Source organism: Rhodococcus sp. G-MC3 (assembly GCF_030063335.1).
In the GTDB taxonomy this organism is placed as follows: Bacteria; Actinomycetota; Actinomycetes; order Mycobacteriales; family Mycobacteriaceae; genus Rhodococcoides.
The window spans coordinates 84,938-107,540 of sequence record NZ_JASISW010000019.1 but is presented as its reverse complement, the minus strand read 5'-3'; the positions used below and the strand labels follow the sequence as shown (position 1 = coordinate 107,540).

21 protein-coding genes and 1 pseudogene are annotated in these 22,603 nt (G+C 63.6%); 6 read left to right on the top strand and 16 right to left on the bottom strand.

Annotated features, from left to right (window positions below):
- Nucleotides 1–84 precede the first annotated feature (84 nt).
- Nucleotides 85–1,521: an IS1380 family transposase gene (locus QMK17_RS19715; RefSeq protein WP_283510981.1), complete on the top strand. Its 1,437-nt coding sequence runs from the start codon at nt 85–87 to the stop codon at nt 1,519–1,521.
- 147 nt (nt 1,522–1,668) lie between these two features.
- Here the strand turns inward: QMK17_RS19715 and QMK17_RS19710 are convergent, their stop codons facing one another.
- The 4 genes from QMK17_RS19710 to QMK17_RS19695 form a co-directional block, all read right to left on the bottom strand.
- Complete coding sequence (locus tag QMK17_RS19710; protein ID WP_283510980.1) at nt 1,669–2,625, bottom strand: hypothetical protein; 957 nt, start codon at nt 2,623–2,625, stop codon at nt 1,669–1,671.
- A 276-nt stretch (nt 2,626–2,901) separates the two neighbouring features.
- Nucleotides 2,902–3,654, bottom strand: coding sequence for a methionine biosynthesis protein MetW (locus QMK17_RS19705; protein ID WP_336620170.1), 753 nt, complete (start codon nt 3,652–3,654; stop codon nt 2,902–2,904).
- On the bottom strand, nt 3,651–4,226 hold the full coding sequence (locus QMK17_RS19700) for a hypothetical protein (protein ID WP_283510979.1): 576 nt from the start codon (nt 4,224–4,226) through the stop codon (nt 3,651–3,653). The genes QMK17_RS19705 and QMK17_RS19700 overlap by 4 nt, the downstream gene beginning before the upstream one ends.
- Nucleotide 4,227: 1 nt before the next feature.
- Nucleotides 4,228–5,709: a molybdopterin-dependent oxidoreductase gene (locus tag QMK17_RS19695; RefSeq protein WP_283510978.1), complete on the bottom strand. Its 1,482-nt coding sequence runs from the start codon at nt 5,707–5,709 to the stop codon at nt 4,228–4,230.
- Between the two features lie 64 nt (nt 5,710–5,773).
- Between QMK17_RS19695 and QMK17_RS19690 the strand changes: the two genes are divergently transcribed.
- On the top strand, nt 5,774–5,983 hold the full coding sequence (locus QMK17_RS19690) for a hypothetical protein (RefSeq protein ID WP_283510977.1): 210 nt from the start codon (nt 5,774–5,776) through the stop codon (nt 5,981–5,983).
- Nucleotides 5,984–6,147: 164 nt separating this feature from the next.
- A pseudogene (locus tag QMK17_RS19685) lies at nt 6,148–7,155 on the top strand (IS1380 family transposase); the annotation flags it as partial.
- A gap of 5 nt (nt 7,156–7,160) precedes the next feature.
- On the opposite strand, the gene QMK17_RS19680 reads toward QMK17_RS19685, so the two are convergent.
- The gene (locus QMK17_RS19680) at nt 7,161–7,508 is read right to left on the bottom strand and encodes an MmcQ/YjbR family DNA-binding protein (protein WP_283510976.1); all 348 of its coding nucleotides are present in this window, start codon (nt 7,506–7,508) and stop codon (nt 7,161–7,163) included.
- Nucleotides 7,509–7,563: 55 nt separating this feature from the next.
- Entirely contained in the window at nt 7,564–8,424 is an 861-nt protein-coding gene (locus tag QMK17_RS19675; RefSeq protein WP_283510975.1) for a helix-turn-helix transcriptional regulator, read from the bottom strand.
- A gap of 128 nt (nt 8,425–8,552) precedes the next feature.
- On the opposite strand from QMK17_RS19675, the gene QMK17_RS19670 reads away from it, so the two are divergent.
- Nucleotides 8,553–9,617 carry an aldo/keto reductase gene (locus QMK17_RS19670; protein WP_283510974.1) on the top strand — a complete coding sequence of 355 codons (1,065 nt, stop codon included), beginning with the start codon at nt 8,553–8,555 and terminating at the stop codon, nt 9,615–9,617.
- Nucleotides 9,618–9,788: 171 nt separating this feature from the next.
- Nucleotides 9,789–10,238 carry a MarR family winged helix-turn-helix transcriptional regulator gene (locus QMK17_RS19665; protein WP_283510973.1) on the top strand — a complete coding sequence of 150 codons (450 nt, stop codon included), beginning with the start codon at nt 9,789–9,791 and terminating at the stop codon, nt 10,236–10,238.
- Between the two features lie 12 nt (nt 10,239–10,250).
- Here the strand turns inward: QMK17_RS19665 and QMK17_RS19660 are convergent, their stop codons facing one another.
- The 3 genes from QMK17_RS19660 to QMK17_RS19650 form a co-directional block, all read right to left on the bottom strand.
- Nucleotides 10,251–11,750: an RsmB/NOP family class I SAM-dependent RNA methyltransferase gene (locus tag QMK17_RS19660; RefSeq protein WP_283510972.1), complete on the bottom strand. Its 1,500-nt coding sequence runs from the start codon at nt 11,748–11,750 to the stop codon at nt 10,251–10,253.
- Complete coding sequence (gene fmt / locus QMK17_RS19655; RefSeq protein ID WP_283510971.1) at nt 11,747–12,670, bottom strand: methionyl-tRNA formyltransferase; 924 nt, start codon at nt 12,668–12,670, stop codon at nt 11,747–11,749. The genes QMK17_RS19660 and fmt overlap by 4 nt, the downstream gene beginning before the upstream one ends.
- A gap of 89 nt (nt 12,671–12,759) precedes the next feature.
- Complete coding sequence (locus tag QMK17_RS19650; protein ID WP_442972802.1) at nt 12,760–13,491, bottom strand: PadR family transcriptional regulator; 732 nt, start codon at nt 13,489–13,491, stop codon at nt 12,760–12,762.
- Nucleotides 13,492–13,860: 369 nt separating this feature from the next.
- Here QMK17_RS19650 and QMK17_RS19645 point away from each other — a divergent pair, with 369 nt between their 5' ends.
- The gene (locus QMK17_RS19645) at nt 13,861–15,591 is read left to right on the top strand and encodes a GGDEF domain-containing protein (RefSeq protein WP_283510969.1); all 1,731 of its coding nucleotides are present in this window, start codon (nt 13,861–13,863) and stop codon (nt 15,589–15,591) included.
- Here QMK17_RS19645 and QMK17_RS19640 read toward each other — a convergent pair.
- From QMK17_RS19640 to mihF, 7 genes are all read right to left on the bottom strand, one after another.
- Nucleotides 15,507–16,358 (bottom strand): cyclase family protein, encoded by an 852-nt coding sequence (locus QMK17_RS19640; protein ID WP_283510968.1) that lies wholly within the window; start codon nt 16,356–16,358, stop codon nt 15,507–15,509. The two genes, QMK17_RS19645 and QMK17_RS19640, sit on opposite strands and share 85 nt — an antisense overlap.
- Nucleotides 16,359–16,440: 82 nt before the next feature.
- Nucleotides 16,441–18,480: a primosomal protein N' gene (locus QMK17_RS19635; protein WP_283510993.1), complete on the bottom strand. Its 2,040-nt coding sequence runs from the start codon at nt 18,478–18,480 to the stop codon at nt 16,441–16,443.
- Between the two features lie 45 nt (nt 18,481–18,525).
- Entirely contained in the window at nt 18,526–19,740 is a 1,215-nt protein-coding gene (metK, locus tag QMK17_RS19630) for a methionine adenosyltransferase (RefSeq protein WP_283510967.1), read from the bottom strand.
- A gap of 254 nt (nt 19,741–19,994) precedes the next feature.
- On the bottom strand, nt 19,995–21,230 hold the full coding sequence (gene coaBC / locus QMK17_RS19625; RefSeq protein WP_283510966.1) for a bifunctional phosphopantothenoylcysteine decarboxylase/phosphopantothenate--cysteine ligase CoaBC: 1,236 nt from the start codon (nt 21,228–21,230) through the stop codon (nt 19,995–19,997).
- 21 nt (nt 21,231–21,251) lie between these two features.
- On the bottom strand, nt 21,252–21,557 hold the full coding sequence (rpoZ, locus tag QMK17_RS19620; RefSeq protein ID WP_283510965.1) for a DNA-directed RNA polymerase subunit omega: 306 nt from the start codon (nt 21,555–21,557) through the stop codon (nt 21,252–21,254).
- Between the two features lie 79 nt (nt 21,558–21,636).
- A complete protein-coding gene (gene gmk / locus QMK17_RS19615; RefSeq protein WP_283510964.1) occupies nt 21,637–22,233 on the bottom strand; it encodes a guanylate kinase in 597 nt (198 codons plus the stop codon).
- Nucleotides 22,234–22,263: 30 nt separating this feature from the next.
- Nucleotides 22,264–22,584 carry an integration host factor, actinobacterial type gene (gene mihF / locus QMK17_RS19610; RefSeq protein WP_283510963.1) on the bottom strand — a complete coding sequence of 107 codons (321 nt, stop codon included), beginning with the start codon at nt 22,582–22,584 and terminating at the stop codon, nt 22,264–22,266.
- Nucleotides 22,585–22,603: the final 19 nt, after the last annotated feature.

Genomic DNA, 22,603 nt, shown 5'->3' with positions numbered 1-22,603 from the left:
CCGTAGACATGAAATGCCCTGTAGTGGTGAAGAATAAGACTTCTCACAGAACAAATTCTGACCACTACGAAGGGCATCTCGCAGATGCAACTATCTCACACCCGACCTGTCGCTGCCGCATCCTTCGACGACCCCAATCTGGTGTCCGCGGTCGGGTTGGTTCCAGTGATGGCGCTGGCTCACAGGTCAGGGCTGCACGCCCTGGTCGATGAGCATCTGAGCGTGCCGACGGACAAAGGCGCGAACGCCGGCCGCAAGATCGGAGCCCTCGTCGCGGGCATGGTCGCGGGTGCGGACAGCATCTCCGACATGGCGATCCTGCGGCACGGGGCGATGCACATCCTGTTCGAGCGGCCCTACGCACCCTCGACGTTGGGATCGTTTCTTCGCCAGTTCCGGTTCGGGCACGTCCGACAGCTCGACGCCGTCGCCTCCCGGCTACTGCAGGCTCTCACTGAGCGCACCCCGCTGCTGGCAGGTATCGATACCGAACGGGTGATGATCGACATCGACGACTCCATCATCGAAGTCCACGGACACGGCAAACAAGGCTCCGGCTACGGCTACTCCGGCGTCCGCGGCCTCAACTCCCTGATCGCCACCGTCACCACCGAGACCGCGGCACCGGTCATCACCGCCCAACGGCTCCGCAAAGGTGCCTGCGGGTCCGCCCGCGGAGCAGCACGCATGATCGCCGATACCCTCACCACCCTCGACCGACTCCGCACGAATGCAGCGGCCGGCGACACCGGCAACCCCGGGGCACCACCGAAGCCGTTGCTGCGGGCCGATTCGGCGTATTTCGGATACCCGAGCATCGGCGCAGCGATCCGAGGCGGGGTGGACGTTTCGATCACCACCGGACTGAACTCGGTGATCAAGACCGCAATCAGCTCGATCGACGACGGCGCCTGGACACCGATCCGATACACCAACGCCCTCTACGACGACACCACCGCGCAGTGGATCTCCGTCGCGGAAGTCGCCGAGATACCGTTCACTACGTTCGCCTCCCAGAAGAAAGCTCATCACGTTCCCGGCCGGCTCGTCGTGCGCCGCATCCCCGATCTACGCCCGAAGAAAGACCAGGGCCAAGGCGAGTTGTTCGACGTGTGGCGCTTCCACGCTTTCTTCACCACCACCGACCCTGCCGACCTCGATACCGTCGCCGCCGACCAAACCCATCGCCGGCACGCGGTCATCGAACAGGTCCACGCCGACCTGAAGAACTCCGCCCTCGCCCACATGCCCTCAGGTCACTTCAACGCCAACGCCGCTTGGCTGGTCTGCGCGGTGATGGCGTTCAATCTCACCCGCGCCGCCGCGACATTGACCGGCGAAGACAAGCTCGCGAAAGCTACGACCGGGACCATCCGGCGCACGCTGATCTCGGTGCCCGCACGGATCGCCTCTTCGGCCCGGAAAATCACCCTGCACCTACCGGAGAAGTGGCCCTGGGAAGCAAGCTGGACTGCGTTGTTCGACAGCATGTTCGGCCGCAACGCTTACATCCTCGCCTAACCGAACAGATCCAGCCCGCCCACAACGCGAAAGATCCAGTGGAACAACCCGACACCCGAGATCGGGCACTCCGCCACGCCCATAGCCAAGCCCACACTGCGCAACATGATTCAAGGTCACGCACTCAGCCCATCGGTGAATTCAGGCTTAGTGACGCCGGCCGAGTTGTTCGGTGAGAAACCGGGGCGAGATGACGATCGCGGCGGAGACCAGAACGACCGCGAACAGCACGGTGAACATGCACAGCGCTCCGGTTACGACGGTGCCGAGGGTGGCCGCGTTGTACATCCGTCGGTCGGTAGCCGAGGGCCGAAAGGACCGGCGTTCCCACAGTCCGTGGGGAAGGATCAACCACGCGGTGATGGCGACCATTGCAGCGACCCCCACCAGGACCAGACGTGTGCCGGTCATCGAAGCCGCCATCTGCCAGATGTTGGCATAGAAGACACCGAACGCCGACGCAGCGCTTGCGGCAGCGAGCGCAGTGGACAAGGTGGGGACCAGACGCCAGGGCCGATTGCATCGAATCATGCCCATCACCAGACGTAGTCGTCCGAGCATGCCGGGGGTGAGTAGCACGCGCTCTCCGCCGTTGTCGGCGTCGGGGCCAGGTGCCCACGTCGACATGGTGCGCCGAAGTCGCGGACGTGAATCGGTGTCGGTGTCGAGCAGGTCGTGAACAATGGCGACCGCGGTGGCCACCGCGCGGCGCCGCACTGCGATGGTTCCGAACGAGGGGACGTACAGCACGGCGGTCGTTCCAGCATGAAGCTCGGCGACGACAGGATGAGCTCCGAGGCGCCGCGGCACCTCGGAAATGCAGAGCACGATGTCGTATGTGTTGGTTGCTTGGACGGATTCGAGCCATTGGCCCGGAGGTGTGGAACCAGTAGCTGTCGGCGGCAAAGTCACTGCTGCGCGGTCGACTTCGAGGTCGACCTCCTCCCCGTCGATGATGATTGTCAGCGATAGCGCATTCTCTATCGCTGATGCGATCGCCGTAGCGAAACCGGAGTCCGCCACCAACCCAACGGTCACCGTGCGGCGATCGTCCGGACCTGCGCGGTGGTCGTCACCGCGGAGTGTCCCTGAGCTTCCATACATTTGTCGTACCCCGGTTCGGCGGCGGCGACACCGCGACCCGGGATCTGTAGGGATCTCGAATTGGATCAGACATGCCGGATTCCTCTGGACGGTGCGCTCGCTGCGGATTCGTCATCGCTCACTTACCTGTGCGTATGTTCCGACAAGACAGCGGTCACTGCAGTACGGTGTAGTGGCGGTCCACACCATCGCGTTGGCTCGATATCGCGCCATGTCGGCACGGGCGAAACAGTCGAACAATATTTCTGAGGGCCGCTCGGAATTCTCCCTAGCCACTTAGTATTTGCGCAGTCTGGCGACGAATCGCCCCTCGATGTCGTCGATGGATTCCATGTGCAGGCCTGCGGCGGCAGCGAGTTCGGTGATCGCCCCGGTTCCGACGCTGGCCCAGGGGAACCAGCCGCTGACGGCAGTGTCGGTTTCCCACCGCACGAGCTCGTATCGGAGCGCCGTTGTGGGCGGGTCGATTTCGGTGATGACAGTGCCGCCGGCCGCGATAAGATCGCGGGCCTTACAGAGTAGGCGGAGGGGGTCTCCGCCGATGCCGATGTTGCCGTCGGCGAGCAGGACGTGCGCCCAGCGCCCGGCGTCGGGAAGGGTGTCGAAAATGTCCTGTCGGATAGCTTTCCCACCGCGGCGGATGGTCATCGCCACCGCGGTGGCGGATCTGTCGACTCCCAGTGAGGACACTCCTCTGGCGGTCAGGGCAGCGGTGAGCCGGCCCGGCCCGCAGCCGAGGTCGAGGGTCGGACCGGTACACGGCGCAAGCAGGGCATGATCGGCGAACCGGTCCGCTGCGCTTGCCGTCCAACCCATCCAACGTTCGACCGGTAGTGGGCGACGGACGCCGCTGGTATCGCGGATCCAGCACGGCAAACCTGCCTCCGCCCGTTTGAACAGGTCGTCGGCGGTGAGTGCGTCGAAAGACTCTACGGCCCCGTCGAATTCGTTATCCGCCGCATCATGGATCGAATGCAGTGTCGGGCCTTCATGCTGTGTGGTCTGTTCTGCGTCCGGTAGCTGCGTCACCCTCGGGGCCCCGCGTCCGACGGCCGGTCACCGGCTCGAACCACCGGCTCCGGCCCAGCCTGGGCGGGGCGGCGGTGGTCGTGCAAAGCGAGCCGTACCGCGTACGCGAGTGCGCTGACGGCGAAGATCACGGCCGTCAACACCAGGAACCGGCGCAGGTATGGCTCCTGGGTGAAGCCGGTTGCCTCGACGAAGGTCTCGCTGCCTTGCTCGATGATCCCGGGAAAGAACAGCAGCAACAGCACAGCGGTGGCGAGTGCGGGAATCCGAACATAGTTCAGTGGTGAGATATGCGGCGGTGATGTCTTCCTCCGGCTATTGACAGCGGCGGACCCGGCGGTCAAGGTGCGGTCGGCGAGAGCGTACAGCGGAAAGAGCAGAAGGTCGTGGGCGATCACGGCTCCGAGGAACCAGACGAGGATTGACTGCCACCAGGCGGCGCTGTTCCACAGCGCCGCCGGCCCGACGACGCCGACGGTGTAGATCGCCAGAGCGAACGAGAACAGGACAACGAGCAGGTGTAGCGGGTGTGAGCCGTAGAACTGGCGGAAACGGGTTCCGATCGTATTCATCTCACATACTCCTGAATTCGATGGACTGCACCCATTTGGTGTTGTGCACCCCGGGCAACGCGGGGACGATGATGCGGGCCGGATATCCGTGGTCGAGGGAGAGCTCTGCGCCGTTGACCTTCAAAGCGAGCAACGAATCGGGGGAAAAAATCTGGTTGGCCTGCAGGGTGGCCCGGTTGAAGGCTCCCGCCTTTTCCAGAGAGGACACGGCCGCGGATTCGATACTCGCAACCCCGGCCAGAGCGGCGAGATCACTCAGCCGCACACCCGTCCAGGTCTGGGTGGTGGACCATCCTTCGACACACGCGATCGGGAGTACGGCGGTGTGCTGGGTCATCGCCTCGAGTGCGGCGCGGTCGAGTGTGACCGGCTGCGGCCCACCTAGTAGCGACAGTGTCCACTCGGGCCCGGTGAGAGCGGGGTCTATCTGCGCGGCTGCTGCGGTGCGGTTGATTTGAAAGTCGTTGGGATCGGAGCCTTCTGCGCGGCCGCGGGGTAACAGCAGCGCGGCCCGGCGGGTAACCCCGCCGAGCGTTTGCCCCACCGTCAGCACGGTCACCAGTAGAGCGCCGCCGCCCACAAGCGCCAATGCGCCGCGCCGGCTCAGCGTCGCCGGGGCGGGATCGGCTGCCACCAGGCCTGAGTCGTCGGGTGCTTCCGGCTCGGTATCGGCCCGGGAAATACGCAAAACCTGACGCAGTGAGCGTGAGCGCAGGCTTTTGATCATCAAGGGCAGCTTCAAGATGACGTGTGCGACGAATCCAGCGATGAACACCCAGCCGCCGTAGTAATGGGCGGTGTAGAAGTCGAACCCGAAGATGTAGTCGTACTGGATGTTGAGCACGCCGGTCGCGATTTCGAACAAGATGCCCCCGACGAGCATGAGCAGGGAGATACGTTCGAGGACCTGGGCGATCGAGCGCGCCGGCGGCCAGGTGAACAGTTTCGGCACCACCGACCACAGCTTCGCGAGCACCACCGGGATCAGGATCAAGCCGAGACCGACATGCAATCCCTGGGTGAGCCGATACAGCCAGGACGGGCGGGTGGGCCAGTCGAAGTTCGGTAACCGCAGGAACCCGACGTCGGCGGGTAGGGCCTGCCCGAACTGCGGCCCATACGCGATGTAGGAGAGCAGTCCGGTAATGATGACGACCGGCAGTCCCACCAGCAGTACTGATCCGAAGATCGAGGTCAGCCACCGCCCGCGCAGCGGGCTGCGGAACCTGCGGCTCAGGTCAGCACCGGGGGGCCGTCGGCGTTCGAGCGTGCGCCACAGGGCGGCGGGGAAGCCGTACACCTGCTCGTCACCCTCGAGGACCTCACCGCGGGCGGTGTCAGGGCGAGCTGGCAGTCCGGCCCCATCCGCCTGATCGGACGGTGTGGAGGCCGCCTCGGTGGGAGCGGAGTCAGGTGGGACCGGGCTGACTGCGCCGTGATCATCGTGGGGTGGGGTGGGGTGGGGTGGGGTGGGCCCGGCCATGAGGTGCTCCGCTCACAAAACTCGAAATGGTGCGCGCGTACAGGGCAGCGCACGCAACCCCAACATGTGCGCGCCACCTGCAGTGCACTTTCGTATCGGAGATTACCGCGTCGAGTTCCCGAACATCGCCAAACTCCTCCCCAGCCTGTACTCGAACGTTTTGAACAACCTCGCCGGATCAACAAAACCGCACGCCGACCTCGTCGTCTCCTTGCTGACCGGCATCCCCGACGGAGTCGTCCCGTTCTTCCTGAACTACATATCACCACCATGACTCTGCAAGCGGTCGCAGGGTTGACGATCCCGTTGGTCGATAAGCCTGGATGCACCGATGATGTGATTGATCAACGCGAGTGTTAGACGCGAAATGCCCTGCCGTGGTGAAAGAATCGAACTTATCTAAGGAAAGATTCGGCCACAACGAAGGGCATCTCGCAGATGCAACTATCCCATACCCGACCTGTCACCACCGCGAGGTTCGACGATCCGAATCTCGTGTCCACCGCGGGGCTGGTTCCGGTGATGGCGTTGGCGCAGCGATCTGGGCTGCTCGCCCTGGCCGATGAGCACCTGAGCGTGTCGACGGACAAAGGTGCCAACGCCGGGCGGAAGGTCGGATCGTTGGTCGCCGGTATGGTCGCGGGAGCGGACAGTATCGCCGACATGGCGATCCTTCGACACGGCGCGATGAACACCCTCTTTGATCACCCGTACTCACCATCGACGTTGGGTTCGTTTCTACGCCAGTTTCGATTCGGGCACGTACGCCAACTCGACGCCGTCGCCTCCCGCCTGCTATCGGGGCTCGCCGAACACACCCCACTGCTGGCCGGCATCGACACCGGCCGGGTGATGGTCGACATCGACGATTCGATCATCGAAGTCCATGGCCACAGCAAACAAGGATCTGGCTACGGCTACTCCGGCATCCGAGGCCTCAACTCGTTGATCACCACAGTCACCACCGACAGTGCGGCACCGGTGATCACCGGGCAACGACTGCGGAAAGGCTCGTGTGGCTCCGCGCGCGGTGCAGCACGGATGATCGCCGACCCCTTGCGCACGGTACGCCGAGTCCGCACGGCAGCCACCTCGACAGTGACCGAGTCTGCTGCACCGCAGCAGATGTCGGCCCCATTGGTGCGTGCCGATTCGGCGTTCTTCGGCTATCCGACGATCGGTGCCGCGATGCGCGGCGGCGCAGATGTCTCGATCACCACCGGACTGAACTCGCTGATCCGCACCGCGATCAGCTCGATCCCGGCCGATGCATGGACACCGATCCGCTACACAAACGCAATCTTCGACGACGACACCGGGCAGTGGGTCTCGACGGCAGAAGTCGCCGAGATCGAGTTCACCGCGTTCGCCTCCCAGAAGAAAGCGCACCACATTCCCGGCCGACTCGTCGTACGCCGCATCCCCGACCTGCGACCGAAGAAAGACCAAGGTTAGTGGGTCTTGTCGTACTGCTCCCTGACGGTCTTCGTCGCCTTGCCACGCCACGCCTCGATCAGGAGTTCTTTCAATTCACCGGGATCAACGAGATCGAGGTCGACGAGAATCGAACCGTAGCCGTCGTAGTGCGGGGTGGTGAAGAACGCCTGCTCCCCCGAGCCGAGCAGTGCGGCTTTCTCGTCCATACTGCACATGACGACGAGAGACCCCTCCGCCTCCGTGCGCAATCGAGCGATCAACTTACCGGACGCCTTCAGTGCGGGTGTGTTGTAGGACGTCGATACCTCGACCTTCGGAAGTTCGATTGCGAGTGCGACGACGTCTTCCCAGCTCAGTGCCATTCACCCAGTGTCGCGCAGTCCTGGTCGTGTGGCTTGTAAAAATGCGCTTCAGGTGTCAGACCGTGCGCAGTCGCCTCTGTGCACCGTGGCGAGCAAGCTCATCGAGAGCTTGCTGAGATTGTTCGTCCGCGGCCCGATAGACGATGAGACGTAAGTCCGGATCTCCGAGAGGGTTGAGCACGTCGAACGTTACGGTCAAACTTCCTACGATGGGATGCTTCATCGGCTTGTCGCCGCGAGCCCGCACCGACACCTCCCGCGATTGCCAGTATCGCGTGAACTCGTCGCTCCCGGCTTCGAGTTCGCGAATCAGATCCGCCAACTCGACGTCGTGCGCGTGATCGGCCCATGCCGCGCGCAGATCTGCGACAGCGCCACGTACTACTTCGTCTCGATCTCCGTAGAACCCCTCGAAACGGCTGTCCAGAAAGCACATTCGAAGGACGTTGAGCATGCGGGCGGGCCGACCGTCGAGGCCGAGGAGCAACGCAGACATGCTGCCGTTCCAGGCCAGAATGTCGAGCCTGTGGTTGAGCACCATCGCGGGAAGCGGGCTGACGTCGATGATCAGCTGCGCCAAGCCCTCGGGAACCTCCGAGCGACTGTTCCGCTCCGGGCAACGATGACCGGCCAGGGTGTACAGGTAAACGGTCTGATCGTTGGACAGTTTCAACGCACCGGACAGTGATCGCACGACCTGTGCAGACGGACGCACATCGCGAGCCTGCTCGAGCCTGATGAGGTAGTCGACGCTCACTCCCGCGAGTGCTGCGACCTCTTCGCGTCGTAGTCCGGGAGTTCGGGACGATCCGATCCGTGGCGGAAGCCCGACGTCTGCAGGTTTCAGCGTTTCGCGTCGAGCACGCAGAAACACAGCCAGCTCCTGGCTGGCAATCGGTGAAGGCGTCGAATTCACATGCTCCAGGCTAAGTGAGCCGCGCCGAAACAGCCTGGTAACGCTCTTCCCAGGATGTTCTGTACCTTCACCTCGCTCGGCGGCAGTGGCACAGTCGGTTGCACCGACACGACGAAAGGGCAAGTGCAATGACAACATTGGACGAATACCGACTTCTGGGGCGATCCGGACTACGTGTGTCTCCGTTCTCACTCGGCGCTATGACGTTCGGCGACGCGTGGGGTTGGGGCGCCGACAAGGCGACGTCTCGGCGCATCTTCGACGCATATCTCGAGGCGGGCGGAAACTGTGTCGATACCGCCAACATCTATACCGACGGTCAGTCGGAGCAGTACATCGGCGAGTTCGTTCGGGGGCGGCGAGAGTCCGTCGTCATCGCCACCAAATACGCGGGAACGCGAAATCCTCTCGATCCGAATGCGGGCGGAGGTAACCGGAAAAGTTTGATCGCATCGGTCGAGGCCAGTCTGCGCGCCCTTGGAACGGACTACATCGATCTGTTCTATCTTCACGTATGGGACGGCCTCACGCCTGCGGACGAGATCATCGCCGCGTTGGGCGAGCTGGTCCGGACCGGAAAAGTGCTCTATCTCGGTATTTCGGACACTCCGGCATGGGAGATATCCCGAATGCAAACAATCGCCGAACTGCGAGGTTGGCCTGCGTTCGCAGCACTACAGGTGGAGTACAGCCTGATCGAGCGGACAACCGAGCGCGACTTGATTCCGATGGCCACCGAACTGGGACTCGGTGTGATCCCGTGGTCTCCGCTGGGCGGTGGAGTGCTCACCGGCAAATACAGCGCGGCCAGTCTGGAAATTCAGGCATCTGCCGGGAGCCGACGGGACCACGCGGTGGCACACCGAACACTTAACACCCGCGGGTTGACGATCGCTGACGTCGCGGCCGATGTCGCCCGGGACATCGGTGCGACGGCTGCCCAAGTAGCCCTCGCGTGGACACTCCACAATCCCGCGGTGGTGAGCCCACTGGTGGGTGCGCGAACGCCGGAACAACTGCAGCACAATCTCGGCGCGCTGGACGTCCATCTCGAAGACGAACACCTACGCCGGCTGGACGACGTGAGTTCCACCGATCCGGGATTTCCACACGAATTCCTCACGCGACCGATGGTGCGCGGGGTGATGCACGGCGCCACCCGAAGCCGTCCGCGTAATCCGGTTCGGTGGTGAATTTGCGCCCTGTCGCGGACGCGAACGGAACTGTTGCCTGGCTCCATCTCTCCGGGCCGCATGTACATCGAATCCAGTGGGTCCACGCTGCGACTCCGAAACCCGCGATCCGGATCGTAAGGTGAGCTGAGGTTTGACCTCGAGTTCACTTCAGGTTCTACGGTCGACAACATGACAACCAAGAAGCCAATGCAGTCGCCAGCGACCCAACCCATCGGCTTCTGGACAGTCCGAGCGGGTGAAGCTATCCGTACACGCACACGAGGAGCCCTCCACCGGATCGGTGTCAGTCAGCCCGAATGGTGGGTGCTACACCAACTCTCACTCCATCCAACCGGCGTCGAACGATCGACCGTCGTCGACACGATCGGCCCGAACGACACACCCGCGATTATCAACACAGCAATCGATTCGGCCGTCGACAAAAGATGGATCGACGACGAAGAAGAACGCCTGACGTACACGGAACTGGGCGAAAAGCAGTTCCGTCGAGCCTTCGACCTACAGCAAGAACTCCAAGCTGAACGCATGCAGGGCATCAGCGCTGACGACTATGTCACCACGATTCGCGTTCTCCAGCGGACAACCGCCAATGTCGGCGGCAGCGCTTGGCATTGGTGAGGTAGCCAGAATCTAGTCGACGGGCCGCTGCAGTGCCGCGAAGAACATCGCGTCCGTTCCATGACGATGCGGCCACAGCTGCACCGACGGGCCGTCCCCGATCTGTGGGACGTCCGGCACCAGGGTCCTGGCGTCCAGCTGCACTGCGCCGTACCGGCGAACAGCGTCGGCAACCACCGCCATCGTCTCGGACAGATGCGGCGAGCACGTCGAATACACCACAACGCCGCCCGGACGAACGAGGTTCAATGCGGACGCCAACAGTTCCTTCTGTAGCGTCACCAACTCGGCGAGGTCCTTCGGCGAGCGACGCCAACGTGCTTCGGGGCGCCTGCGGAGCGCGCCGAGACCAGTGCAGGGTGCGTCGACAAGAACTCTGTCGTAGCCGCCGTCGAGCCCTGTATCGCGGCCGTCGACGATGTGCACCGTCACCGGCAGCGCCTTCGTTGTCTTGCGCACCAAGTCGGCTCGGTGTGGCGTGGGTTCGACAGCGTCGAGGTGTGCGCCGTCGATTTCGGCCAGCGCACCGAGCAATGCGGCCTTGCCGCCCGGCCCGGCGCACAGGTCGAGCCAGCGTCCCGCGTCGGGTCCTTGAAGGGGAGCCAGCGTCAATGCCCGCGCTACGAGTTGACTGCCCTCGTCCTGAACGCCCGCGAGGCCGTCGCGCACTGCGTCGAGCTTGCCGGGATCCCCACCGTCGAGATACACTGCGTAGGGCGAGTAGTTGCCCTCGTCACCTCCCGTGACCAGCGCAAGCTCCTCCGCTGAAATTTCGCCGGGGCGTGCCACGAGGTGTACCGCGGGACGCGTGTCGTCGGCTTCGAGGACAGCAGCGAGTTCCCCAGCGTCCGCGCCGAGCGCGTCAGCGAATGCCTGCGCGATCCATTTGGGATGTGCATGTTCGAATGCCAGTCTGCCCACCGGATCTTCGGCCGCTGCAGGGGCCAGTTCCTCGACCCACTGCGCAGCCGTCTTCTCCGATACTCGCCGCAACACGGCGTTCACGAAACCTGCTTTACCACTTCCGAATTCGGCACGCGTCAAGTCCACGGAAGTGGCAACGGCCGCATGTGGCGCAACCCGGGTCCGGAGTAACTGGTATGCACCGAGTCGAAGAATGTCCAGAAGTCCGCCGTCGATATCGGAGATCGCTCTGCCCGAACCACTTTCGATCACTGCGTCGAGCAAACCCCTGGCTCGCGACGCACCGTACGCGAGCTCTGTTGCCAGCGCCGCATCGCGGGTGTCGAGCTTGCGCTCACGAAGGAGGCCCGGCAGCACCAGGTTCGCGTACGCATCACGTTCTCGAACAGCCTTCAGAACGTCTCGGGCTGCGAGCCTGGCCGGGTCGATCGGCGGGGTGGACGCAGGCCCACCGCCTCGCGGCGGGCGTGAACCCTGACCACTTCGAGGCCCTGGACTGCGCTGCGGACGCTTGCCCTGCGCGCTCTTGCCTTTTCCAGGTCCACCGCCGGTACGGCGCCGTGGCGAATCGTTGTGCTCCGAGTTCATTGCGCTACCGCCGCATCTGTGAGGCGGGCGCCACGCGCCCAGTCCAAAGCTTTCATCAACTTCTTACCTTGAGGTTGTACGTCACCGAGCCGGACCGCCCGATCTGCGGTTCCGACGAAGACGCCGTCCTTGCGAACGACAATGTGTCCTGAGTCGAGGATCTCCTCCGAGGTATCGATCGGAGCGACCTTCAATCGCACGTCGCCGATTCTCGTCCAGGCTCCAGGGGCAGGAGTCACCGATCGGATGTGCCTGCCCACCGCTGCGGACGACCTCGACCAGTCGATGCGAGCAGCATCCACTGTCACCTTGGCCGCGTGCGAAATTCCTTCCGACGACTGTGCAACCGCCGATGCCTCACCTGACTCGATGGCGTCGAGCGTGGCCTCGAGAAGTGCTGCGCCACTGATGGCGAGCCTTTCGAGCAGGTCGCCTGCAGTATCGGTCGACCGGATGGTCTCGGTGACAACACCGAGAACTGGGCCGGTGTCCATTCCTTCCTCGAGAAGGAATGTTGTTGCGCCGGTGATGTCGTCGCCTGCCGCGATCGCAGCTTGCACCGGCGCAGCTCCGCGCCATGCCGGCAGCAACGAGAAGTGGAGGTTGATCCAACCGAAGCGCGGGATGTTCAGCACTGGCCTCGGCAACAGCGCTCCGTAGGCCACGACGGGGCACACGTCGGGCTGCAGCGCTGCGAGAGCGTCGAGAAACTCGGGCTCCGAGGGCCGCCGCGGCGTCAGGACCGGAATTCCGTGGGCGTCGGCAAGCTCGCCTACCGGCGATCGACTGACCTTTCGCCCGCGGCCTGCGGCTGCATCAGGACGAGTCACCACCGCAATCACGTCGTGCTTGGTCGACTCGATCAGCCGCTCCAACGACGGAACGGCCGGATCAGGCGTTCCTGCGAACACAACTCGCACCAGTGAGCTCCCACGAATAGGTATTTCGGATACTTACGACGAAATACCTATTCTAGGGATCGGGTCTGGTGTCCGAAGACACCCATCGATCATGCGTCGTCCTGAGCAGCCTCAGGCGCAGACCCTTGGGCGTCGTCCTCTTCCCCGAGAATGCGATACAACCTTCTGCGCGCATCGGTCAGAACGTCGCCGGCGGCTTTCACCTGTACAGGCGTTCCGACGGCGGCAACCTGGCCCGCAGCGCCCATGAGTTGCGCGATCAGACCTCGAAGGTCCATCGCGCCGCCGCCGACGCTGCTTCTGACGTCGTCCCACGGGGCACCCAGATCTGCTCGGTGCTCGTCGACGAAGGCTTTGCCCTGGTCGGTGAGTTGGGCTGTCTTTCGGCCCTCGACCTTTTCGATCATGACGAGACCCTCGTCTTCGAGTTGCGAGAGTGCCGGGTAGATCGAACCGGGGCTCGGCTTCCACGCGCCATCACTCTTGGCAACGATCTGTTGGATCAATTCGTATCCGTGCATGGGCGAGTCGGCGAGCAGCAGCAGAACAGCCGCCCTGACGTCCCCTCGCCGTCCACGACCGCCGCGCCCTCTTCCGCGACCCAGTTCACCACCCGGACCGAATCCGCCCCGTCCGAAACCCCCGGGCCCGAATCCCCCGGGCCCGAATCCCCCGGGCCCGAATCCCCCGGCCGGGCCCGCTCCACCACGTGTGTGAGGTTCGCCACGGCCGCCCCGTACGTGGCCTTCTCCTGCCCCGCGGCGGCTGTGAGGGCGATGCGATTCGTCTCCGGGACCGGCCACATCTTGTGGGGTCCACATCTCGAACGACTGCCGCCGTCGTGCCCGTTGACCGAGCGCATGTTCATAAAAGCCCAACCAGGGCCAACGCTGCTTTTCGTAATGGTTTTCCATGTACTTGCTCCTTCTGTGTTTGTTGGACGTATTGACGATATATCGACAATGTATCTTTGACAAGGTCGAGTTCGAAGTCTTGATTCCGGGAAGCAGTACAGGGAGCCAGGACCGGATAGCCTGTTCGGACCCACGTTTCTCGGTTCACCGTGCGGGTGCCGATTCCGATCGACGGCGCCGAAGCCGAGAATCCGGTCTGAACGCAGTGTTACCGCTGCCCGATTCGCGAGCCTGCGGATCGACGCACCCACCCACCCGCCGGACGAGGGGGCCCGTATGGCTACGCAACTGAGCAGGCGCACCATCGCCTCGCTCAGTGCTGTGGTCGTCGTGGTCGCGGTCATAACGCTAGGCATAGTCCCGAACGCCTTCGCCGTGGCTCTCGACGATGCCGCTCAACTGGCCGGGGGGCTCGTCGCCACGTTGACCTGCTGGTACACCGGGCGACGGAGATCAGGACCCGAACGACGCTGGCGAGTGCTCATGGCAGCAGGAATGGCGTGTTGGTCGGGGGGAGTTCTGTTCTGGGGGTTGTATCGGTCGGTACTCCACATACCGCTGCCGTCACCCTCCTTCGCAGACGTCGGGTTCTTCCTCTTTCCGGTATTCGCAGTGCCCGCACTGCGGTCGCTGGTCACCAGTACGTCGCGTCGATCCAAGTTCAGCAGCGCCCACGCCTGGATCACCTCCCTTCTCGACGGGATGGTGGTTGTCGGATCTCTCTTCGTGCTGTCGTGGGCAACCGTCCTCGGCCAGGTCGCACGGTCCGGGGAGACCGATTCACTGCAGTTCATGCTGGCGCTGATGTACCCCGTAACCGATCTGGTGCTTGTGGCCATGGTGGGACTACTCGCCGTGGTCCCTCGGATTCTGCGGCGCTACCGCACCCAACTGGTCCTGCTCGGCGCAGGACTCGTCTCGCTCTCCGTCTCCGACAGCCTCTACGCATACCTGGTGGCAACGGGTGCCGAGGAGATGCCCCTGGTCGCGGATGCCGGATTCATCGCGGGCCCGATCCTCATCGCGTTGGCTGCGTCGGCACCAAGCCTCGAACAACGATCGAGCGGTACATTCGCCGCTCGCACCGCCGAACGACGACTGCGGGGGTGGAGCGCAAGCGACCGCACTCAGCTCCTGGTCCCGTACGCGTTGATGGTCGTCATCGCTGTCGCTGTCGCCGCTCAGTGGATCGCGACGGGTTCGGTGGACCCGGTGGTGCTCGTGCTTTTCTTCACCGTCGTGGTGCTCTCCCTGGTGCGCCAGGTCCTCACCTTGCTGCAGAACGACGCGCTGCTGCGCGAGCTTTCAGCCGCCCAGACCGAACTCAGTTACCGCGCACATCACGACGGCCTGACCGGGTTGCTGAACCGCTCCGCTTTCGACGATCACCTCGCCAGCGCAATCGATCGACACAACCGGCTCGGCGAGGTGGGCGTGCTGCTGTTGATCGATCTGGACGATTTCAAGGCGATCAACGACCGTCTCGGCCACGGCGCGGGCGACCGATCGCTGAAGACTCTCTCCCGCAGGTTGACGGAATCGGTGAACGGAGCAGGCAACGGAGGAATCGTCGCGCGTTTCGGCGGCGACGAGTTCACCGTGCTGATCCCTGCTGGGATCGATGCCGGCTGCAGGACGGCCAAATCGATCGTCGACACGCTTCGGCTCCCGCAGGAGATCGAGGGCCACACGGTATCGATCGGAGCCAGCGTCGGGGTCGTCGAACTGGATACCTTCGAAAAGGCAGTCACCGCCGACACGCTTCTTCGTAACGCAGACCGGGCAATGTACGAGGCAAAGAAGAACGGCAAGGCCGGAGTCTTCGCCTACGACTCCGACGGCAGTCTGCGAATGGTCTACAACCTCGGCGAGCGCAGTGCGCCCTTCGCGTGGTGGGGCGAAGAGCGCACCAGGCGCGAACGTCACGGCAAGCGCGGAATCACCCCGAATATCGTTGCGGGCGAACCTGATCCCGCTCGATTGATAGCGCCACCGACGAGAACATAAGCTCCCGTGGTCGGCAACGCTGCAAGATTGCGCAGGTTCTCGAGACTGATGCGGTGCTGGTCGTACAACTTGACCGACACCGGGTAGGTCTCGTCGTTGCCGACATCGGGTCCGAACGTGTCGGTTCCGAGCGCACCTCGCGCCGCCAGTCGGCCGTTGTCGATCAACCACTGCGCCGCTTCCGCAGAGAATCCGGGCTGGTGTGTCACGCCGTCGGGATCGGCGTTGACGTATGCATCTGTGCCCCAGCGTGATTCCCATCCGGTCCACAGGACGACTGCCGCTCCGGACGGAATCCTGCCGTTCGCCGATTCCCATGCCTGCAGGTCTGCGACCGTGACCGCATAGTCTGCGTCGGCCGCCGACTGCTCACGAATGTCGATCTTGACGGCAGGGAGGAACAGGTCCTCGGGAACGAGTTGGTCGGCTGTGAGACCGCCTTCCTGAAAGTGCGCCGGAGCACCCCAATGCGAACCCGTATGCTCACCTTCCTTCACGTTCTGAAGGTAGTACCCGTCTTCGGCCACCGTGGCCGCCGTCTCGAGAACGAACTCGGGATCCCCGGGAAAAATTGGTGTCGTCGCTGGATCGTTGATGTGAGACAACGACACGATCTTCAACAACCGGTCGAGCGGGATGCCGAACCCCGGCAGATCGGCAGAACCTGTACCGGGGGCGGCCTGCGCCACGGCTGGGCCGGCGAGCCGCGCGCCTGCCACGACCGCCAATGCCGTTCCCACACGGCGAATCAACTGCCTACGTTTCATTTCCCGACCCCTTAGCTTGCTGTGAGCGAACCCTCTTCGAGACTCTAGGCCCAGACCATCGCCGTGTGGGTTTCGACTTCTCCTACCCGATTCGAATCGGGTCGATCTGCACTCGTACCGCTACGGTGTTCTTCTTGGCGCTCCGCACGGCCTGGGCATCAGCCAACGCACGGGCGAGAGCTCCCCCGGCGCTGCGAGGAACCCTGAGCAGCATCCGTTGCACATCACCCCGCTGCAATTCACTGTGCAGCGGATCGTCTCCCCCTCCGGCAGGGCGGCGTTGCCCTTCGGGGAGTTCGACCGGCCCGAGTATTTCCACGTCGTCGGGCAACTCCGCGGCCTCCACCAGTTCCACCACCGAAGCCGTCGGCCCGTCGACCGCGGCAACGTGCACTGCCGGCGGGAACCGCACCTCCACCCGCTCGTCCAGCTGACTTCGTGCGTGCCCGACTGGATCCCAACGCACCAGCGCCTGCACGGTCGGAATGTCCGATTCGGCCACCACGACCACGCGTCCACCGTCGCTACCCGCACGCACCAGCGCCCCTGCCGTCATCCACCGTCGCAGTGTCTCCTCCGCCGCCCGTAGGTCGGCTCTACCCAGAAGAGCCCACCCGTCGAGAAGCAGCGCAGCACCGTACCCACCCTCGATCGAGGGTTCGGCGCCCACAGTAGAGATCACCAGACTTGCGCCTGACGGAACAGAATTCAAAACGCTTGCACCCCCCGACGTATGAACGGGCACACCGGGGAATGCCCGGCCCAGCTCCTCGGCTGTGCGATGGGCGCCTATCACGACGGCTCGCAACGTCCGCGAACCACAGACCGTGCATCGATGATTGGTGTCCGCGATCCCACACCACCGGCAGGTCGGACTTCCCGCTCCGTCGGCACCGGCAGCCGACGGAAGCGACAGCGGGCCGTTGCATCGCCGACATCGTGCTGGATTACGACACTTCCCGCACGCCAACGATGGAACATAGCCGCCGCGTGGAACCTGGACCAGGACACCGAGTCCGTCTTTCAACGCCGCTCGCGCAGCATCGAAAGCGATCGCCGGTAGGCGAGCCGCCCGGGCTCCCGGATCCCGCGCCAGAGCGTGGTCGCTGTCCGCCAGCGCCACGACATGTGGCTGACGCGCGCGGACGACGTCGCGCGATGCGATCAAGTCGTGTGCCCACCCGGAATCGACGAGAGCCTCGGCCTCCGCTGTTCTGGCATGACCTGCGAGCACGACCGAGCAGTCGGTGCCGTAGGACCGGAGCAGGGCCACCTCGCGCGCATGTGGATACGGCGATCGTGGTTCGGCGTAGCCGTCGTCACCGTCATCCCACAACACCACGAGACCCAAGTTTCGAACAGGAGCGAACACAGCGCTGCGAGTCCCTACAACGATGCTCACCTCGCGCCTGAGCGCAGCGAGCCACCGACGATAACGCTTGGCAGGTCCGAGACCCGCGGCGAGAGCCACCACGGTGTCGGGTCCGGCTTTCGCTTCGCAGGCTGCATGAACTCGATCCAAGTCGCGCTGGTCCGGAACGACGATCAACGCGCTTCGACCCGACGACGCCGTTGCCACCGCGAGTTCGGCTATCCGCGACGGCCAATCCTCTCCCGGTAGCGCCTGCCACACAGCTCGTGGCGTGCGGCCCGCGAGGATAGCGTCGATGAAAGCCCGCCCGTGAACGTACGAATCCCAGGCTGATGCGTCGACGTCGGGCGCTGCGATCACGGGCGACTCCGGCACCGGTTCGCCTTCCACCTTCGCGTGGCGAGGTGGAATGGCCAGCCGCAACACATCTGCTCTTGTGCCTGCATAGCGATGTGCCACTGCAGTGACGAGGGCGCTTACCTCCGGGGTCAGCACCTGCTCTCCGGACACGACTCGATCGAGAAAGCCGAGTTTTCCGGTGTGCTCACTCGATGCCACTCGCTCGACGATGTATCCGTCGACGAGCCGACCTGCGAACCGGATCCGAACGCGGACACCGACTTTGGCGTCATCATCCATCTCGACGGGCACAAGGTAGTCGAATTCTCGGTCGAGATGAGGCAACGGCAAAAGCGGCAGCACCCGAGCTACAGGTAGCTCGGGTGCCGCCGCTTTCGACGCCCCGCTCAGGTCTTCACCGTTAACTGCCTGCTGTTGAGTGAGTGGGCGACTGAATCAGAGGCCCGCGGCAGCACGCAGCTTGTCGGCGCGGTCGGTCGACTCCCACGGCAGATCGATGTCGGTGCGACCGAAATGGCCATATGCAGCGGTCTGAGCGTAGATCGGACGAAGTAGGTCGAGGTCGCGAATGATCGCACCGGGGCGTAAATCGAACACCTCGGAGATGGCGGCCTGAATACGTATCGGGTCGGTCTTCTCGGTCCCGAACGTCTCGACGAACAAACCGACAGGAGCAGCCTTGCCGATCGCGTAGGCGACCTGGACCTCGATGCGGTCCGCGAGGCCTGCAGCCACGGCGTTCTTCGCAACCCACCGCATCGCGTACGCCGCACTGCGGTCGACCTTCGACGGGTCCTTGCCCGAGAACGCCCCGCCGCCGTGTCGCGCCATTCCGCCGTAGGTGTCGACGATGATCTTGCGACCGGTGAGGCCTGCGTCACCCATCGGCCCCCCGAGAACGAACTTGCCTGTGGGGTTGACCAGCAGCCGCACGTCCGAAGTGTCGAGAGTCGGAACGTCGAGCTCAGCGAGAACCGATCCCAGCACCTTCTCCCGGATGTCGGGTGTCAGCAGGTTGTCGAGATCGATGTCGGCGGCATGCTGCGTCGAGATCACGACAGTGTCCAGACGTACTGCGTTGTCGCCGTCGTATTCGATGGTGACCTGAGTCTTGCCGTCGGGACGCAGGTACGGCAGCACGCCGGACTTGCGTACCTCGGTCAGCCGACGCGCAAGCCGGTGCGCCAACGCAATCGGGAGTGGCATGAATTCAGGAGTGTCGGTGTTGGCATAGCCGAACATCAGACCCTGGTCGCCCGCGCCCTGACGATCGATCTCGTCGTCGGACAGCCCTTCGACGCGTGCCTCGTGCGAATGGTCGACGCCCTGGGCGATCTCGGGCGACTGGGCTCCGATGGCGACGTTGACGCCGCAGGAGTTTCCGTCGAAACCCTTGGCCGACGAGTCGTATCCGATTTCGAGGACCTTCTCGCGCACGATCCGTGGGATATCTGCCCACGCGGTCGTGTTGACCTCGCCTGCGACATGAACCTGGCCGGTGGTGACGAGTGTCTCCACGGCTACGCGGGAGCGTGGATCCTCGGTGAGCAACGCGTCGAGAATCGAATCGCTGATCGCGTCACAGATTTTGTCGGGGTGGCCCTCTGTTACCGACTCACTGGTGAAGAGCCGACTGCCGGACTTGCTCACGAATTTCCTCTCGACGTGTGTCTAATGGCCGGTATGTAAGGCCATGCTCTACGAACTCATCGCATTCAGCCAAGCTGTTCTTTCAAGGGCGATGCCCAGGGATGCTCGGAAATCGACTCTTACAAACACTGGGCCCCTGCCCTACGAAACTTCGACCTCACGAGCACTTGACCCCGAGCGCACTTGGCCCCACCGACTCCAAGCGCAGATCGACACTAGTCGAGCAGACCGTGGGTGTGCACCCTTTGGGATCACTACTGATTCGAAGCCGGCGACAAGACGCCGACCACGGCGTCGAGGACACGGCCTGCGAGTAGAGCTTTCGATCCCTCGCCCAACGCGGACTCGGAGCCGTCGGCGCCGAGCAACCAACCGTCATTGTGGTCCACCTCGAACGCTTTGCCGTCGCCGACGGCATTGACGACCAACAGATCGCAGCCCTTGCGAGCAAGCTTGGCCCGCGCGTAAGTGAGCACATCGCCGTGTTCGTCGCCGGTCTCCGCCGCGAAACCGACTATCACGGTGGAGGATTCGATCTCGCCTGCTCGGCGAGCTTCGACAAGACCGGCCAGGATGTCGTCGTTGCGCACGAGCGGAATCGAATCGGGCTCGTTGGCGCCCTTCTTGATCTTGCTACCGGCCACGGTGGTAGGTCGGAAGTCGGCCACGGCGGCGGCCATTACTATGGCATCGGCTTCCGGCGCGAACTTACGGACCGCGACCTGCATCTGTTGGGCAGTCTTGACGTGCACCACCTCGACCGCCGCAGGATCGGGCAATTCGGTGGTGAACCCTGCGATCAACGTAACGTCGGCGCCGCGCTGCGCAGCAACCCTGGCAAGCGCGTATCCCTGCTTCCCCGAGCTTCGATTGCCCAGGAAGCGCACCGGATCGAGCGGCTCACGCGTCCCGCCCGCCGTGACGACGAGCTTTCTGCCTTCCAGATCCCGCGGCAGAGCGTCTGTGCGCTCGGACAACAGCATCGCAAGGCCGAAGATCTCGTCCGGTTCGGGCAGCCTGCCCGCACCGGTGTCGCGGCCGGTGAGGCGCCCGGATGCGGGTTCGAGAACCGTCACGCCCCGGCTTCGCAGAGTCGCGACATTGGAAGCGGTGGCCGGGTGCTCCCACATCTCGGTGTGCATGGCGGGTGCGAGAAGGACAGGACACCGCGCGGTCAGGAGCGTGGCAGTCAGGAGATCGTCTGCGCGACCGCCTGCGATGCGCGCCATGAGGTCTGCCGTCGCAGGCGCCACGACAACAAGGTCCGCCTCTTGCCCGAGCCGGACATGCGGAACTTCTGGGACGTCCGTGAAGACATCGGTGTGGACCGGGCTTCCCGACAACGCCTCGAACGTCGCGCGCCCAACGAACTCCAACGCCGACTCGGTTGGGATCACGCGTACATGATGACCGTTCTCGGTGAAGCTACGGATCAGCGAACAACTCTTGTAAGCGGCAATACCGCCGCCCACTCCGACGACTACGCGCAACGGCTGATTCCTTATCGGTTCTTATTCGCCTTCGGTGTGCTCGAGGAGGTCCGCGTGAATCTCGCGGAGTGCGATCGACAGCGGCTTCTCCTGGAGACCCGGCTCGACGAGGGGGCCGACGTATTCGAGAATGCCATCACCGAGCTGGTTGTAGTAGTCGTTGATCTGACGCGCACGCTTGGCCGCATAGATCACGAGGGCGTACTTCGACGACGTGCGAGCTAGCAGCTCGTCGATCGGAGGATTGGTGATACCGAGAGGCGTGTCGTAAGCCGGAAGAACGCTGCGGCCGTCGACGTCGGAAACGGCCGCTGGAATGCTGCTCACTGGTGATCTCCTGAAATTGCATCGTTTGTGCTGCGTAACCGCTGTTCGGCGGGCAATCTTTGTACTGAGAAGGCCACGGTCAACCGACCGACGACCTACCGACCAACAAGGATACCAACTCTTCGCACGAATGCGCGACATCGGTATTGACAATCACCGTGTCGAACTCCTCTTGAGCCGCCAATTCGACTTTCGCAGTCTCCAGGCGACGCTCGGTTGCCGCTGATTCTTCCGTCGCACGCGAGGTGAGGCGTTGAACCAGATCATCCCAGGTAGGCGGAGCCATGAACACCAACGTGGCTTCCGGCTTGGATGCCCGCACCGCCCGTGCTCCTGCTAGATCGAGTTCGAGTAACACGGGCTTACCGTGATCGAGGGCCTCGTCGACCGCTTCGGCGGGCGTGCCGGAACGATGCAGACCACCGTGCACGCTCGCCCATTCGAGCAACTCACCATCGGTGACCATTCGATCGAACTCGTCGGCGGTGACGAAGTGGTAGTCCTCGCCATCGACTTCGCCAGGCCTCGGATCCCGCGTGGTGACCGACACGCTGAACCACAATTCCGGCAACACCTGCCGTACGAGACGAACAACACTGGACTTGCCGACACCGGAGGGACCGGCCAAAACGATCAGCCGGCCCCTCCGGTGGGGTGACGCGTCACTGTCGGACACGTGTAATACCTCCGCGATCACTGTTGTACGTCAGGCTTCGAAATCGAACTTGGTCAACAGAGCTTTACGCTGGCGATCACCCAGACCGCGAAGACGGCGTGACGACGCGATCTCCAACTCGGTCATGAGTTCCTGTGCCTTGACCTTACCGACCTTGGGTAGGGCCTCCAGCAAAGCCGACACTTTCATCTTGCCGAGAATTTCGTCCGTCTCGGCATCTTTGAGAACCTGCGCGAGATCAGTACCGCCTCGCTTGAGGCGCTCTTTGAGCTCGGCCCTCACCTTGCGAGCGACAGCCGCCTTTTCCAGCGCGGCTGTGCGCTGCTCCGGGGTCAATTGGGGAAGCGCCACGTTTCCTCCGTACGTTTCG